This window comes from Ruegeria sp. YTSA144, from assembly GCF_059610125.1.
In genome coordinates, this window is sequence record NZ_JBXWNA010000001.1 from 85,237 (window position 1) to 100,719 (window position 15,483).

The following is a 15,483-nucleotide window of genomic DNA, read 5'->3' on the forward strand; positions in this document are numbered from 1 at the left end:
GACCGGCAGAATATAAGAAAATTCTACACACTCTCAAGGGGCGGTTTCACGCGACTTTAAGTAGGCTGAGGTCAGCTTTGGTGCAGCAAGAAGGGTAAAGCGATGTATTTGCACAAAGTTGAAGGGCCAAGGTCTGTTGCTCTGCCGGATGGATCCATTTTGACGCATGCGGATTTACCGCCGGCGAACACAAGGCGATGGGTGGCGTCACGCAAAATTCTTGTCGTGCGCGGCGTGCTTTACGGGCTGATCAGCCTGTCTGACGCAAAAAAGAAATACGGCCTGAGCGACGAAGAATTCAACGGTTGGGTTTCCTTGGTCGCGGAACACGGCGTCGAGGCGTTGAAAGCGACGGCGCTAAAAAAGTATCGACAACCTAAAGGAGAGCGTGAATAAATGATTCAACGGTAACGTCAGATTAACCATTCTTGGTCAGGTTTAATTTCAATTGGAATTATTGACCCGAATTGGAGCAGTGAAAAATGCGCATACTTCTAGTCGAGGATGATCCGACCACGTCCAAAAGCATCGAATTGATGCTGACGCATGCGAACCTGAACGTCTATGCGACGGATCTTGGCGAAGAAGGAATCGATCTGGCGAAACTCTATGATTACGACCTGATCTTGCTGGATCTGAACCTGCCGGACATGAACGGGCATGAGGTTCTGCGCCAGTTGCGGATCGCAAGGGTGGAAACGCCGATTCTGATTCTGTCCGGCGCTGATGATACTGAAAGCAAGATCAAAGGCTTTGGATTTGGTGCGGATGATTATCTGACCAAGCCCTTCCATCGCGAAGAATTGGTGGCGCGCATCCATGCCATTATCCGCCGTTCCAAAGGGCATTCGCAGTCGATCATTCATACAGGGCGTATTGCGGTGAACCTTGATGCAAAAACCGTGGAAGTGGATGGCAAGACCGTTCATTTGACCGGCAAGGAATACCAGATGCTCGAGCTGCTCAGCCTGCGCAAGGGGACGACTCTGACCAAGGAAATGTTTCTGAATCACCTCTATGGCGGCATGGATGAACCCGAGCTGAAAATTATCGATGTGTTCATCTGCAAACTGCGCAAAAAGCTCAGCAATGCGACCGGCGGTGAGAACTATATCGAAACCGTCTGGGGCCGTGGCTATGTGCTGCGAGATCCGCAAAGCAACACGCTGGACGAAACACGGATGGCAGTCGGTCTCTGATTTGAAACACCAGTGCCGCCGGTGGTCCAGGGCGGCACATTGCACTCACGGCTCAGCACGTCTGGACCTGGCCATGGCCTCGCCCTATCACTGAGGTCCAAGTACGCGTGACAGGGCGAGGCCATGAGTAAACCGATTTCCATATCCGAGCTGACAGAAGATGAGGCACGTGCCGAACTTGCACGTCTGGCCGAACTATTGTCGAAAGCGAACACGCTGTATCACACGGCTGACGCGCCTGACATGTCGGATGCCGACTATGATGCTCTCAAACGCAGCAATGCCGAGATAGAAGCGCGCTTCCCTCATCTCAAACGTCCCGACAGCCCGACGGATCAAGTGGGTGCAAAGCCTGCTGATGGTTTTTCGAAAGTCACGCACGCCGTGCGCATGATGTCGCTGGGCAACGCTTTCGATGATGAGGACGTGGCAGATTTCGACAGATCGATCCGGAAATACCTGGGCCTTGGCTCTGGGGAAAGCCTTGCCTACACGGCCGAACCCAAGATTGATGGCCTGTCCCTGTCATTGCGGTATGAAAACGGACAGCTTGTTCAGGCTGCGACGCGTGGAGATGGTGAAGTCGGTGAAAATGTAACGGCCAATGCCCGCACCGTATCCGATATACCACAGCACCTGCAAAACGCGCCCGAGGTTCTGGAAGTCAGGGGTGAGGTTTACATGTCTCATGCGGATTTCGAGGCGTTGAACGCGCGGCAGGCCGAGCGAGGCGGCAAACCCTTTGCCAATCCGCGCAACGCGGCGGCGGGGTCTTTGCGACAACTGGATCCGGAAATCACGCGCTCGCGCCCGCTGCGTTTCTTTGCTTACGCCTGGGGAGAGGTTTCGGAACCATTGTCCGACTCGCAGATGGGGGCGATCGAGCGGCTTAAATCACTTGGTTTTTCGACGAATCCGCTGACCCGTCTGTGCGCAACGACGCAAGAGATGTTGGAGCATTACCGGGATATCGAAGCGCAACGTTCCACCTTGGGCTATGACATCGACGGGGTTGTCTACAAGGTGAATGATCTGTCGCTTCAGGCGCGTTTGGGGTTTCGCTCAACCACGCCGCGGTGGGCGATCGCACACAAGTTTCCGGCCGAACTGGCCTGGACGAGGCTGGAGGCGATCGACATTCAGGTCGGTCGCACAGGCGCGCTTAGCCCGGTTGCCCGGTTGCATCCAGTGACTGTGGGTGGTGTTGTCGTGTCCAACGCCACATTGCACAACGAAGACTATATCGCGGGACGTGATGCCAAGGGTGGCACGATCCGCGATGGCAAGGATATACGTGTCGGTGACTGGGTTCAGGTATATCGCGCCGGGGATGTGATCCCGAAGCTGTCTGATGTTGATCTGTCCAAACGCCCGCCTGGGTCGCAGCCATTTGTCTTTCCGACACGGTGTCCGGAATGTCAAAGCGAGGCGATCCGTGAAGAAGGCGATGCGGTCCGCCGCTGCACCGGTGGCTTGATTTGCCCCGCGCAGGCCGTTGAAAAACTGAAACATTTCGTCTCGCGCAAAGCGTTTGACATTGAAGGCCTTGGCGCGAAACAGATCGAGATGTTCTATGATGATCCGATCCTTCCGATAAAGACTCCGGCGGATATCTTTACATTGGAACAGCGTGACAGGGCCAATCTGGCTCGGCTGAAAAACCGGGATGGGTGGGGGGAAACCTCGGCCAGAAATCTGTTTGCCGCGATCAACGAAAAGCGGACCATTCCGTTTGCGCGCCTGTTGTTTGCTTTGGGTATTCGACATGTAGGTGAAGTCGGAGCACGCGATCTGGCGCTGTATTACCGCGATTGGGAGACCCTGACACAAGCCCTGGACACCGCTCGCCCGGCAGCTCTGGCGCAGCGGCAAGCGGATGCGGCGGAAGATGCCGAACGGGCGGCCGCGCTGGCAGAAGGTCGTCGGGCGCGTGTCAAGGAAGCGCGGGATGCTGCCATCGCTGCGGCGTGTGTTCCGCCGGATGCCAATGCCGCCTGGGCGGAATTGATCGGAATTGACGGGATCGGCGCAACGCTGGGTCTGTCTCTCTCCGATGCGTTTTCGAACGTGGAAGAGAGGCGCGCGTTCGATACGTTGCGCAAGGAATTGAAAATAATCGCACCTGATGCGCCCGCCTCAGACAGCCCGGTGGCTGGCAAGACGGTTGTGTTCACCGGGACGTTGGAAAAGATGACCCGCGCCGAGGCCAAGGCCCGGGCCGAGGCGTTGGGTGCGAAGGTTTCCGGTTCCGTCAGCAAGAAAACCGATATTCTGGTCGCCGGGCCCGGTGCAGGTTCGAAAGCCAGGAAAGCGGCAGAGCTGGGTATCGAAACCCTGGATGAGGATGGCTGGTTGCAGCTGATCGAAGGCGCATGAGCGGGAGGCCGGAACAGCTGTTCCCGCTGTTTGCGGGGCTGGAGACACTCGAGGGCGTCGGCCCCAAGACCGCGCAAGTCCTGCAACAGGCCGGCGTTGAGAGCCCACGCGACGTTCTGTTCGGCCTGCCTTATGCCGTCGTCGACCGACGTCGGCGAGAGACGATTCAGGGCGTCGATCTGCCTGCGACGTTGACGGTCGAAGTGACGGTCGGCCCACACAGGCCGCCGCGCAACAAGGGGGGCGCTTACCGCGTGCATGTCGAAGATAGTCAGGCCGATTTTCAGCTGGTGTTCTTTCACGCGCGCGGGGATTATCTGAAGAAAGTGCTGCCTCAGGGCGCGCGCCGTGTGATCTCGGGCAAGCTGGAGCTGTTCGACGGCATGGCTCAGATGGTGCATCCGGATCATATGTTGCCGGTCGAGCAAGCCGGTGAGATTCCGGAATTTGAACCGGTATACCATCTGACACATGGGTTGACCCAGAAGACGGCGTTCAAGGTCAGCCGCAGCGCGTTGGCGCGTGCGCCTGAGCTGGCGGAATGGATCGACCCTGCGCAGATGGCACAGCAAAACTGGCCGGATTGGATTTCGGCAATTCGAGCCGGTCACAATCCTCAAGGGGCTGATGATGTCTCAGCGTTTGCGCCCGCGCGTCAGCGTCTGGCCTATGACGAGCTGTTCGCGCATCAGATGACGTTGGCTCTGGCGCGTCAGCGAGAGCGGAAATCCCGTGGTGTCGTCAGCGTAGGGACAGGCGCGTTGCAATCCAGGGTGTTGGCCAGTCTTCCTTATCGTCCGACCGGCGCGCAAAGCCGCGCGATCGAGGAAATCGCGGCCGATATGGCATCGGACGCCCGCATGAACCGATTGTTGCAGGGTGACGTGGGGGCCGGCAAGACATTGGTGGCCTTCATGGCCCTTCTGATCGCGGTCGAGGCAGGCGGACAGGGTGTGATGATGGCCCCGACCGAGATCCTTGCGCGCCAACATCTGGAAGGGTTGCGCCCGTTGGCGGAAGAGGCCGGAGTGGTGCTTGAACTGCTCACCGGGCGTGACAAGGGCGCAGAGCGGCGCGCCAAGCTTGAGGCTTTGAAAAATGGCAATATCCAAATTCTGGTCGGCACCCACGCCGTGTTTCAGAGTGATGTTGAATTCAAGGCGCTGCGCTTGGCCATAGTTGATGAACAGCACCGGTTTGGCGTGCGTCAGAGGATGGAGTTTTCGGAAAAAGGGCAGGGCGCGGATGTATTGGTGATGACTGCCACACCTATTCCACGCAGTCTGGCGCTGGCGCAATATGGCGACATGGATGTGTCGGTGCTGGACGAAAAGCCGCCGGGGCGCAAACCGATCAAGACGGCGATAGTCAGCACGCAGCGCATGGACGAGGTCGTATCCCACCTGCGTCGCGCGATTGATGAGGGGCGGCAGTGCTATTGGGTCTGCCCCTTGGTCGATGAATCAGAGGTTTCGGACCTGACGGCCGCTGAAGAACGTTTCAAACGCTTGCGTGCCATATTGGGTGAAGGTGTGGTCGGGCTGGTTCATGGGCAGATGCCGCCGGCCGAAAAAGACGCGGCAATGTCTGCATTCCAGAATGGGGCCACCAAGGTTCTTGTGGCCACGACCGTCATTGAAGTGGGGGTCAACGTGCCCAATGCCACGATCATGGTCATCGAACGGGCCGAAATCTTTGGTCTGGCCCAACTGCATCAATTGCGCGGTCGCGTGGGCCGTGGTGATGCGGAATCGACGTGTTTGTTGATGTATCAACCACCGCTCAGCGAGGGGGGACGTAAGCGGTTGGAGGTTCTGCGCGAAACCGAAGACGGGTTCCGTATCTCGGAAACCGATCTGGAAATGCGTGGTGCTGGGGATCTGATCGGAACCGCTCAGTCCGGTCTGCCGAAGTTCCGCATTGCGGATCTGGAGCGTCAGGCCGGCTTGATGGCCGTGGCCCAATCCGATGCCCGGGCATTGCTGAATGCGGATCCCAAGCTGACCTCGGACCGGGGCCGCGCGGCGCGCGTAGTTTTGTGGCTGATGAAACAGGATCAGGCGATCCGTTTGATTTCAGTAGGTTAGGCAGGAAGTTCCAAAAAGTTCACAAATGTTCTCAAAAAGTTCTTTACCGACTCGGGTAAATATGAGAACAAAAGGTCAACAAAAGATTAAAACTCTGACCGGAGGTGACCCTATGCTGACCCAGATCAAGACCGTATTCAGCCGCTCGCAATCGACAATCCTACAGGATGCCGTGGGCGTGATGTCTCTGGTCGTGATCCTGATGGTCGCCCTGCACCTTCCGGTTGGATTCTAAGCCTTTCTGCCTGCGATCTCGTGCCGAAAAAACCGCGCTGTCATCCCCATTTCAGTCAAGGGTGACCTGCCTGTCCCAAACCCCTTGAGGGGCCATGCCTCGGCCCCGTGCGGTAATCCGGACCCCACGCGAGACACGCAATGCCTGCCGCCGCCCTTTCGCCCGGAAGGTGCGGCGGCTTTTTTACAGCTGGCCGGTTTTGAAAATCTCAAGCAATGCGGACAGGACCGAATTGACCGCGACCGAGGCCAGGATCATCCCCATGATACGGCTGATGATCGCTGCTCCTGAGTGACCAATCAGGCGAATGATCGGTTCCGCCAGAAGCATGAGAATAAAGGCAATAACCAGAACCGAGAGCATGACCAACGCGGTAATTCCTTGATCTACCGCACTGTATCGATGGTTGTCCGTCAGGATGACGACCGCCAGCATCGCACCGGGTGAAGCCAGAGATGGAACGGCAAGAGGAAATATCGCGGGATTCTGCTTGTGGTACTTGTCTTCCTGATCCTCTTCTGCCTGACGCTGTTCTATTTCCTGTTTGCTTTCGCCAAAGATCATGGTCAGAGCGAACAGAAACAGGATGATACCGCCTGCGACCTGAAATGAATTCAAACCGATATCCAGCGCTTCGATCAGCAGTTGCCCAAACACTAGGAAGAACAAAAGAACACCGGCACTTATTATCGATGCCAACAAAGCTGTCTTGCGACGCGCGGCGGCCTCCAGCCCCGCAGTGACGGCAATGAAAACGGGAATTGTACCAATCGGGTCAATGACGACCCAAAGGGTCACGAAATGCTCAAGCAGATTATTCAATACCCATCCCTCCTTAAATCTGTGCGGAAGGTAAACGGGTTTGTCTCAAATAGCTACAATCAGGCGCAATGGGCCTGTTCCGCCTTCGCCATGGCTTCCGCAGTGGCGTCCAGTGCCAGCAGTATTGACGCGTGGCGGTTCTTGTAGTCCCGCGCCGGCATCAGGACCTCAAGACCGTCAAAGGGCGCGTCCGGGGCGGGGCCATCCTTTTTCAACATCGCAGCAAGCTGATCGCGCGCCGCTTCGACCTGAGCACGCGTTGCGCCAATGATTGCGTCGCCAACCAACGAAGCGGATGCCTGACCCAACGCACAGGCCTTCACGTCCTGTCCAAAGGCACTGACGCGACCATCCTGAACCTTCAGATCAACCGTCACGGTAGAGCCGCAAAGAGGCGCGCGTTTCTTGACCGTTGCATCCGGGTTTTCCAACCGGTTCAGATGCGGGATGTCCGCCGCCAGCGCCAGAATGCGTCCGGAATACAGCTTGATCAGGTCGTTCTCGCCGCTCATGGCTTTCCCTCGTCGTGTGTTCCTCATACATAGTGGCCAGCCCAACGGATGCAAAAGGTTTTTGTCATGTCTCACCCCGTCGCGTTTGATCCATCGACTCTGAAATATAACGAAGCGGGACTGATTCCGGCAATTGCGCAGGACGAGGTGTCGGGTGAAGTTCTGATGATGGCATGGATGAATGCGCAGGCCGTTGAAAAGACACTGGAAACGGGCAGGGTGACCTACTGGTCACGCTCGCGTCAGTCCTTCTGGATCAAGGGCGAAACCTCGGGCCATGTGCAGGAACTGGTGGACTTCCGCATCGATTGTGACCGCGATTGCCTGTTGGTTCTGGTGCGTCAAACCGGTGCTGCCTGTCACACCAACCGCCGGACGTGCTTTTATACTGCGGTGCGGGACGGAGCCGAGACCGAACTGATGGCCCCAATGGAGTAACCGAGCCAGATCAAAGCCCCACCATGTGCCGGATGTCTGCCGGGCTGGCATCTTCGGCCCGGTATTTCGCGATCGCACGCGCATCGTCGCGTTTCGCCAGCCGTTTGCCGGCGTCATCGCGGACCAGATCGTGGTGGAAATACTCGGGTGTAGGCAAATCCAACAGCACCTGAAGCAGAACATGGATGCGGGTGGCTTCGAACAGATCCTGACCGCGAACCACACGGGTGATCCCCTGGGCCGCGTCGTCAAGAACGACGGACAAATGGTAGGACGTGCCCATGTCTCGGCGAGCCAGAACGATATCGCCCACACTGGCTTCCATCTCATCCGGGGAAAAAGCAATTGTTCCTGTTTCGCCACCGGGGCCGGAGCCCAGTTCTAAGAATTGGAACCTGGCCGGATCGCGGATTGTTCGACAGGCTTTGGCAACGTCCAGTCGCAACACTTGGTCTCTTGGATGAGGTTTCTGGCGTAAGTCTATACCCTGGTTTTCTTTTCGGCACGTACCGGGATAGATAATTCCGTCTGGCCCAAGCAAGGGCGCGCCTTCCTGGGGCGCGCTTGCGGCGGCGGCAATATCTTTGCGATTGCACAGGCAAGGATACAGAAGACCCTTTTTCCACAACCGATCCAACGCGCGATCATAGATACTCAGCCGATCTGATTGACGCAGAACCGGTTCCGGCCAGGTCAGCCCCAACCAATTGAGGTCATCGTAGATCTGATCCTCCCAGTGCGGACGCGAGCGGGACCGATCGATATCTTCGATGCGCAGCAAGAACTGTCCATTTTCGGATCTGGCCATGTCGCTGGCGATCATCGCAGAATAGGCGTGCCCAAGGTGAAGCGGGCCAGTCGGGGATGGCGCGAAACGCGTTACGAAAGTCACGCTTTTTCTAATACATACACGTCAGAGTTAAGGTTGATGCCGGGCAAGTGCGGCCCGTGTTCACGAAATAGCAAACGTGCGGCACCCATGTCGACCCAATCCGTCACTCGGCAGGTGAATTTGTGATCTGACAGCGCATGGTCGTTCAGGGAAAACGCCAACAACCCACCATTTGGCAAGGCATGCATCAACAGGTCGAATGTCTCGGGCGGCGCCGCGCCCTGACCGATGACACCGATGGCCGTGATCACCGAATACGCTCCGGGCCTGAGCGGGGCTGGCTTGGCGATGTCAAACCCGGTAAGGGTTCGGTAAACACCCTTGGCCTCTGCCTCTTCCAGCATTTTTGGTGTGGGGTCGATACCATCGATGACCTCAAATCCCGCCGCCCGCAGGGCGAGACCGGAAAGCCCCGTTCCGCAGCCGAAGTCCAGAATCGGCGTTTGGGGGTGAGGGTGGAATTGCCACAAAGCCGCGGCCACCCGTCCCGGGGTTGCATATCCCTGTTCCGCGACCTCTTTTTCATAGGTCGCGGCCCAATTCTGATAATGCGTTTCAGTGTCTTCAGGCGTGTCGAGATTGTAGGTGCTGTTCAGGAACTTGTCGCTCATCCCGGCATGCTAGGCCGAGATCACGCCGCGCGTCCAGTCAGCATTGATCCAACCAGGTTTGCCATTCTGCCTTGGCGCGATCGGTATAGGCCTTGTACCTGTCCTTCCGGCCGCGCCGCCCGCCTTTCAGGCCGTCCACGGGGCGGAACAGGCCGAAGTTTACGTTCATCGGTTGAAACGTCTTGGCTTCGGCCCCGCCGGTAATGTGATGGATCAACGCACCCATTGCACTGTCCTTGGGCACTTCGGGCAAGTCACGACCCAGTATTTCCGCGGCGGCCATGCGACCGGCAAGCAATCCCATCGCGGCACTTTCAACATAGCCTTCGACGCCCGTAATCTGCCCGGCAAAGCGGATGTTGGGCTTGGATTTCAACCTCATCTGCGCATCAAGCAGGGTGGGAGAGTTGATGAACGTGTTGCGGTGGATGCCACCCAGCCGGGCAAAGCTGGCGTTTTCCAGACCGGGGATCATGCGGAACACGTCGGTCTGGGCTCCGTATTTCATCTTGGTCTGGAACCCTACGATGTTGAACAATGTGCCCAATGCGTTATCGCGCCGCAACTGAACAACGGCATGAGGTTTAACGTCAGGCGCATGAGGGTTTGTCAACCCAACCGGCTTCATCGGACCGTGGCGCAGAGTCTCGCGTCCGCGTTCGGCCATGACTTCAATCGGAAGACAGCCATCAAAATAGCCTGCGGTCTCACCTTCGTGAAACTCGGTTTTGTCCGCAGCCAGAAGGGCGTCGATGAAAGCCTCGTATTGATCACGGTCCATCGGGCAGTTCAGGTAAGCCGTGCGCTCTTCCTCGGTCTCGCCTTTGTCGTACCGGGATTGCATCCACGCTTTGCTCATGTCGATGCTGTCGGCGTAGACAATGGGCGCGATCGCATCGAAAAACGCCAGCGCGTCCGATCCCGTTTCCGCCCGGATGGCTTCCCCCAGTGCAGGTGAGGTCAACGGACCGGTCGCGAAGATCCACTGCCCATCATCGGGAAGGGTGGTCACTTCTTCGTCTGTTACCGTCACACGCGGATGTGCGCGGAGTTTTGCGGTGACATCTTCGGCAAAGGGATCGCGATCCACGGCGAGCGCACCACCGGCCGGCAGGCGATGTTCATGGGCTGTGGTCATGATCAACCCATTGGCTGCCCGCATTTCCCAATGCAGCAGACCGACGGCATTCTGTTCATCGTCATCCGATCGGAATGAGTTTGAACACACCATTTCCGCCAGGTTTCCTGTCTGATGTGCGAAGGTGCCAACGGTGGGACGCATTTCATGAATGATCACGTCAACGCCCATTTCAGCGGCTTGCCAGGCCGCTTCGGACCCGGCCATTCCACCGCCCACGATATGCAAAACTTGTGTCATGTGCAGCCACATAGGGCACCGCACAGACAGGCGCAACTGCCGTATTTTTTGTGACCGATCTGGTGGAGGGGTCTTGGGGTCGCCGCTGCGGGAATGTCAGCGCTGGTGAGAGAGACCAGCTGGAGGGACCTTCCGCCCACGGCGACCCAAAAGTGTACTGAGGCCTTAGCCTCGACCCAGCTTTGCCACAGAGTTGCCCTTTTGGAAAGTGCTAAAATGAAAACAGTGGCAAAAAATGTTCAAAACAATTGCGTCATTGGGTCCAATTCGGGGGGCGCTTTTCAATAAAGGCGGAAATGCCTTCTTCTGTATCGCGGTACAACATATTCTGCGCCATTGCGTCTCCGGTATAGGCATAAGCCTGATCCAAAGGCATTTGCAGCTGTTGATAGAACGCTTCCTTGCCGATCTTCACGGCCACGCCAAGCTTGGATGCGACCAGTTCCGCCAGCCCGTTGGCTTCTTGTTCCAGCGCCTCTTCAGGAACGACACGGTTTACCAGGCCCAGATCAGCGGCGCGTTCCGCTGAAATGAACTCGCCGGTGGTCAGCATTTCAAAAGCCTGCTTTCTGGGGATGTTGCGGCTGAGAGCCACCATCGGCGTGGAACAGAACAGGCCGATATTGACCCCGTTGACGCCAAACCGTGTACCTTCGGCGGCCACCGCCATGTCGCAGGTTGCAACCAGCTGACACCCGGCGGCGGTCGCAATGCCATGGACTTGCGCGATAACGGGTTGCGGCAGGGATTGGATCGACATCATCATCCGGGCGCAACGGGAAAAGAGATCTTGAAAGTAGGCCTTGCCGCCATCTTCCGACTGGCGTCCGGCGGTCATCTGTTTCAAATCATGCCCGGCACAAAACGCCTTTCCTGCCCCCGACAGGACCACGGCCCGGATCGCGCTGTCGTCGCGCAGTGCATCAAGCTCGGCTTGCAGCGCAGCCAGCATCTCGTCACTCAATGCGTTCAGCCGGTCCGGCGCGTTCATCGTAAGCCTTGCAACCGCGCCAGTGTCGTTACGTTCCAGAATTGTCATCTTGCCCTCCGATCCCAAGTTGGGCCAACTCTAGGTCGGCAAGAGCAGGAGGGGAAGTATGGCTTTGGAAATGAACCGGGACGAACTGTCACAATACCTCAAAGAGGTGTTCCCTCAGGTACACAAGGATTTCGTTGTCGAAGACTTGACCGAAGACACGATCACCATGCGCCTTGTGGTTCAGGACCAACACCTGCGCCCCGGAGGCACGGTGTCAGGCCCGTCGATGTTCGGGCTTGCCGATGTCAGTGTCTATGCGATGGTTCTGGCACGAAAAGGGCGTCAGTCATTGGCCGTCACCACCAACAGTTCTTTTGATTTCCTGCGCAAACCGGATGGTGGCGCCGATATGATTGCGGCCTGTCGTCTGTTGAAGCTGGGAAGAACACTGGCCGTTGGGGATGTGCTTTTGTACTCGGAAGGCAGTGATCTTCCGGTTGCGCGGGCAACGATGACCTATTCCCTGCCGCCGGCAGGGTCTGCTGCCGCGAATTTCGGATAAAAAAGGCCGGGGACAGGCCCCGGCCCAGGAAGAGGTCCCAATAAATTGGGACTGGGGATCAGTCAGGGCTGCCAGAAAAAGCGCTTTGTTTCCCGGCCAGCCTGATGGCGGGTCAGCCCGACGTCCTGAAGCAGACGGTCATCCAGATAGCTCAGATTGACGCGACTGCGGCGGCGGCGTTCCCATTGAGTGACCGCCGCCGCAAACCGCACGGCCAGAGCAGCGAGCAGAGGCAGCCGTGGGCTGTCGTTCAGCAGCAGAAGGGCGGGGGTGTGCATTGTGCGTGTCATCTCGGAATTCCTTTCAAATTGTATTGACACAAAACAGTATTGCTTGGTACATAAGTTTGATACATTTGAAATTGTGTCTAAGGCAAAGGAAGAATTGTAATGGATACAATTTGGCCAAGCGCGCTGCCAAAGTCCAAGGGGCCAAAGTATACTTTGGTTGCCGACACAATACGAAAAGCTATTGATAACAAAACTTTGGATATCGGCACCAAACTGCCACCGGTGCGGGAGCTAGCGTATCGATTGCAAATTACACCCGGCACTGTCGCGCGCGCCTATACGATTCTCACCGATGAGGGGTTGCTACAAGCCGAGGTCGGACGTGGTACATTCGTAGCCCCGCCAAAATCTCCGATTCTGGATGATGTCTGGTCCCGGCAGCTTCATCTGGCCGAGGCGCAGAACACCCACCATGTCAGCCTGTTCAGCCCCAGGCTGGTGGATATGGGGCAGGTGTCCTTGATCCGCGAGTGCTTGCAGAAAGTCTCTCAATCCGATCCCGCATTATTCATGAACTACCCCACACGCGATGCGTACCAGCCCATGCGACAGGCTGTGGTTGACTGGCTGTCGGATCTTCCGCTGGGGCCACTGAACGATGATGACATTGTCCTGACCCATGGGGGGCAGAATGGGCTATGCTTGGTGTTTCAAACCATCCTGCAAGGGCCCAAGCCGGTCGTTTTGGTTGAAGACCTGTCTTACGCCGGTTTTCGTCGTGCCGGAGAGTTGATGCGCGCCGAGGTGGTCGGAATTCGGATGGACAAATGGGGTATCGATCCCGAAGCAATGGAACATGTTCTGCGCCAAACCCCGGCGCAGGCGGTATGCGTGTCACCCGAAGTTCAAAACCCGACCGCAACACACACGCCTTTGGAAAGACGCAAAGAAATCGTTGAGATCGCACGGAAATTTGATGTCCAGATCGTTGAGGATGATTGCTATCGAATGGGGGACGCCAAAGAACCCAGCTTTCGCGCCCTTGCACCCGAGCGAGGGTGGCACGTGTCGTCCATTTCAAAGATACTCACACCGGCGCTGCGCGTGGGTTTCGCCATTGCTCCAAAGGATCGCAGTGTCGATCTGCGTCGATCTGCCGAATATGGGTATTTTGGCTTGGCTCAACCCCTGGCCGAACTCACGCGGTTGCTGCTGTCGGACCCGCGTACCCGCCAAATTGCCCAGGATGTGCGCAAGCGGATGGGTGACTATGTCCGGATTGCCGTCAATGCGCTGGGGGGGTTCGATCTGAACTGGGCTCCTGACGTGCCTTTTGTCTGGCTGAACCTGCCATCGGGGTGGCGCTCTGCCGCGTTCAGCCGCGCGGCCGAACGAGAAGGCATTCAACTCAGATCAGCGGATGAATTTGCCCTGCGCGATGGGCGCGCGCCGAATGCAGTACGCATCGCCATGAATGGTCACGTTTCTTTGGAACGGTTCGAAGACGCAATGCTGAGGCTGCGCGCGTTGCTGGACAATCCACCGGAACAGATCAGCGTCTAGCATTCAGGTCAGCGGGGGCGGATCGCCAAAAAATCCGGCCAGATGAGCGATCTTTCCATCTTCGTCCAATCGAATGAAATCATGCCCGGCCACCATGATTGCGCCGTCGGGCGCCACCATATGCCAAGTGAAGTGAACGACATCGTGGTGCGAAACCGGACTGCTGGTGATTTCAACGCGCCCATTCGAGCTTTCAAGAATCTCTCCAATATGAGCATTCAAACGCTCACGCCCCGAAACATCAGCTGTTGGATCCACATATCGACCGTTTTCCGCAAAACAATGCGCCAAGAACTCAATCCGTTTTCCTGAGGACTTTTCCTGCCAGGCGGCACCGTAACTTTCAATTGTGTACATCAAATCCTGCATGCAACTCTCCGTGGCTGGACGCGATCAATTCCTATCTAGTGTATCAGAGTGTTGAATTTGGGAGAATTCCACATCAGAAATATGGGGTAAAATAATACCTATTTTGTAAGTTATTGTTTTAAATCTATTTAATTAGCATTGGGTCGCTTGACGTGGCAATCGTGGGTGTCTAGATACGCATCCATCGAATTCGGGCCGCCTCGCTTGGGGCGGTCTTTCACATCAAACAGGACTATCCTGCCATGAAAACCTTCTCTGCAACACCTGCAGACATCGACAAGAAATGGATCCTGATCGACGCCGAGGGCGTTGTTCTGGGCCGTCTTGCCTCGATCGTCGCCATGCGTCTGCGTGGCAAGCACAAAGCGTCGTTCACCCCGAACATGGACATGGGCGACAACGTCATCGTGATCAACGCTGACAAGATCCAGATGACCGGCAAGAAGCGCGAAGAGAACTTCTACTGGCACACTGGCCACCCGGGCGGCATCAAGTCGCGCACCAAACAGCAGATTCTGGAAGGTGCACATCCCGAACGCGTCGTGACCCAAGCGGTCAAGCGCATGCTGCCGGGCAACCGCCTGTCGCGCAAGCAGATGACCAACCTGCGCGTTTATGCCGGTGCCGAGCATCCCCACGAGGCGCAAGCGCCCGAAGTTCTGGACGTCAAGTCCATGAACAAGAAAAACACCCGGAGCTAATGACCGATGGCTGATCAGATCAATACTCTCGAAGAGCTGAGCGCCGTCGCAGGCGTTGAAACCGTGGCCGAAGAAGTCATCGTGCGTGAACCCGTACGTGACGAGCTGGGCCGTTCCTACGCCACCGGCAAGCGTAAAGACGCTGTTGCCCGCGTCTGGATCAAGCCGGGTTCCGGCAAGGTCACCGTGAACGGCAAGGATCAGGACGTCTATTTCGCACGTCCCGTTCTGCAACTGATCCTGCGCCAGCCGTTCCAGGTTGCTGGTGTCGAAGGCGAGTTCGACGTTGTCGCCACCGTCAAAGGTGGTGGCCTGACCGGTCAGGCCGGTGCGGTCAAGCACGGCATCTCGAAAGCGCTGCAACTGTACGATCCCAACCTGCGCGGCGCCCTGAAAGCCGCTGGCTTCCTGACCCGCGACAGCCGCGTTGTGGAACGTAAGAAATTCGGTAAGCGCAAAGCCCGCCGTTCGTTCCAGTTCTCCAAGCGTTAATTCGCCGGGAAAACCCAACAAAGAAAGGGCTCGCAAT

At 57.1% G+C, this 15,483-nt stretch carries 18 protein-coding genes; 10 read left to right on the top strand and 8 right to left on the bottom strand.

Annotation, left to right across the window (positions count from 1 at the left end):
* Positions 1-102 precede the first annotated feature (102 nt).
* From sciP to AC2FF8_RS00465, 5 genes are all read left to right on the top strand, one after another.
* Entirely contained in the window at positions 103-396 is a 294-nt protein-coding gene (gene sciP / locus AC2FF8_RS00445; RefSeq protein ID WP_170344350.1) for a CtrA inhibitor SciP, read from the top strand.
* 86 nt (positions 397-482) lie between these two features.
* The gene (gene ctrA / locus AC2FF8_RS00450) at positions 483-1,199 is read left to right on the top strand and encodes a response regulator transcription factor CtrA (protein WP_152457936.1); all 717 of its coding nucleotides are present in this window, start codon (positions 483-485) and stop codon (positions 1,197-1,199) included.
* Positions 1,200-1,322: 123 nt separating this feature from the next.
* Positions 1,323-3,575, top strand: coding sequence for an NAD-dependent DNA ligase LigA (gene ligA, locus AC2FF8_RS00455; RefSeq protein ID WP_496878651.1), 2,253 nt, complete (start codon positions 1,323-1,325; stop codon positions 3,573-3,575).
* Positions 3,572-5,662: an ATP-dependent DNA helicase RecG gene (gene recG, locus AC2FF8_RS00460; RefSeq protein ID WP_496878652.1), complete on the top strand. Its 2,091-nt coding sequence runs from the start codon at positions 3,572-3,574 to the stop codon at positions 5,660-5,662. Before ligA ends, recG begins: the two co-directional genes overlap by 4 nt.
* Before the next feature lie 112 nt (positions 5,663-5,774).
* Positions 5,775-5,897 (top strand): hypothetical protein, encoded by a 123-nt coding sequence (locus AC2FF8_RS00465; RefSeq protein WP_256367496.1) that lies wholly within the window; start codon positions 5,775-5,777, stop codon positions 5,895-5,897.
* A gap of 183 nt (positions 5,898-6,080) precedes the next feature.
* Here AC2FF8_RS00465 and AC2FF8_RS00470 read toward each other — a convergent pair whose 3' ends face one another.
* A complete protein-coding gene (locus tag AC2FF8_RS00470) occupies positions 6,081-6,719 on the bottom strand; it encodes a MarC family protein (protein ID WP_496878653.1) in 639 nt (212 codons plus the stop codon).
* Between the two features lie 59 nt (positions 6,720-6,778).
* On the bottom strand, positions 6,779-7,231 hold the full coding sequence (locus AC2FF8_RS00475) for an iron-sulfur cluster assembly scaffold protein (RefSeq protein WP_496878654.1): 453 nt from the start codon (positions 7,229-7,231) through the stop codon (positions 6,779-6,781).
* 48 nt (positions 7,232-7,279) lie between these two features.
* On the opposite strand from AC2FF8_RS00475, the gene hisI reads away from it, so the two are divergent.
* On the top strand, positions 7,280-7,669 hold the full coding sequence (gene hisI / locus AC2FF8_RS00480; RefSeq protein ID WP_425078239.1) for a phosphoribosyl-AMP cyclohydrolase: 390 nt from the start codon (positions 7,280-7,282) through the stop codon (positions 7,667-7,669).
* A gap of 10 nt (positions 7,670-7,679) precedes the next feature.
* Here the strand turns inward: hisI and gluQRS are convergent, their stop codons facing one another.
* The 4 genes from gluQRS to AC2FF8_RS00500 all read right to left on the bottom strand — a co-directional run bounded on the left by gluQRS (position 7,680) and on the right by AC2FF8_RS00500 (position 11,589).
* Complete coding sequence (gluQRS, locus tag AC2FF8_RS00485) at positions 7,680-8,561, bottom strand: tRNA glutamyl-Q(34) synthetase GluQRS (protein ID WP_496878655.1); 882 nt, start codon at positions 8,559-8,561, stop codon at positions 7,680-7,682.
* Positions 8,558-9,172 carry a class I SAM-dependent DNA methyltransferase gene (locus AC2FF8_RS00490; RefSeq protein WP_496878656.1) on the bottom strand — a complete coding sequence of 205 codons (615 nt, stop codon included), beginning with the start codon at positions 9,170-9,172 and terminating at the stop codon, positions 8,558-8,560. Before AC2FF8_RS00490 ends, gluQRS begins: the two co-directional genes overlap by 4 nt.
* Before the next feature lie 37 nt (positions 9,173-9,209).
* Positions 9,210-10,550: a methylenetetrahydrofolate--tRNA-(uracil(54)-C(5))-methyltransferase (FADH(2)-oxidizing) TrmFO gene (trmFO, locus tag AC2FF8_RS00495; protein ID WP_496878657.1), complete on the bottom strand. Its 1,341-nt coding sequence runs from the start codon at positions 10,548-10,550 to the stop codon at positions 9,210-9,212.
* Between the two features lie 253 nt (positions 10,551-10,803).
* On the bottom strand, positions 10,804-11,589 hold the full coding sequence (locus tag AC2FF8_RS00500; RefSeq protein ID WP_170344339.1) for an enoyl-CoA hydratase: 786 nt from the start codon (positions 11,587-11,589) through the stop codon (positions 10,804-10,806).
* Between the two features lie 58 nt (positions 11,590-11,647).
* On the opposite strand from AC2FF8_RS00500, the gene AC2FF8_RS00505 reads away from it, so the two are divergent.
* The gene (locus AC2FF8_RS00505) at positions 11,648-12,091 is read left to right on the top strand and encodes a PaaI family thioesterase (protein ID WP_170344338.1); all 444 of its coding nucleotides are present in this window, start codon (positions 11,648-11,650) and stop codon (positions 12,089-12,091) included.
* Positions 12,092-12,153: 62 nt separating this feature from the next.
* Here the strand turns inward: AC2FF8_RS00505 and AC2FF8_RS00510 are convergent, their stop codons facing one another.
* Complete coding sequence (locus tag AC2FF8_RS00510) at positions 12,154-12,381, bottom strand: DUF1127 domain-containing protein (RefSeq protein WP_152457947.1); 228 nt, start codon at positions 12,379-12,381, stop codon at positions 12,154-12,156.
* Positions 12,382-12,480: 99 nt separating this feature from the next.
* On the opposite strand from AC2FF8_RS00510, the gene AC2FF8_RS00515 reads away from it, so the two are divergent.
* Positions 12,481-13,884, top strand: coding sequence for an aminotransferase-like domain-containing protein (locus AC2FF8_RS00515; RefSeq protein ID WP_171168210.1), 1,404 nt, complete (start codon positions 12,481-12,483; stop codon positions 13,882-13,884).
* Positions 13,885-13,887: 3 nt separating this feature from the next.
* Here the strand turns inward: AC2FF8_RS00515 and AC2FF8_RS00520 are convergent, their stop codons facing one another.
* On the bottom strand, positions 13,888-14,253 hold the full coding sequence (locus AC2FF8_RS00520; RefSeq protein WP_496878658.1) for a nuclear transport factor 2 family protein: 366 nt from the start codon (positions 14,251-14,253) through the stop codon (positions 13,888-13,890).
* Positions 14,254-14,495: 242 nt separating this feature from the next.
* Between AC2FF8_RS00520 and rplM the strand changes: the two genes are divergently transcribed.
* Together rplM and rpsI are read left to right on the top strand one after the other, a co-directional pair.
* Complete coding sequence (gene rplM / locus AC2FF8_RS00525) at positions 14,496-14,954, top strand: 50S ribosomal protein L13 (protein WP_152457950.1); 459 nt, start codon at positions 14,496-14,498, stop codon at positions 14,952-14,954.
* A gap of 6 nt (positions 14,955-14,960) precedes the next feature.
* A complete protein-coding gene (gene rpsI, locus AC2FF8_RS00530; RefSeq protein WP_152457951.1) occupies positions 14,961-15,446 on the top strand; it encodes a 30S ribosomal protein S9 in 486 nt (161 codons plus the stop codon).
* Positions 15,447-15,483: the final 37 nt, after the last annotated feature.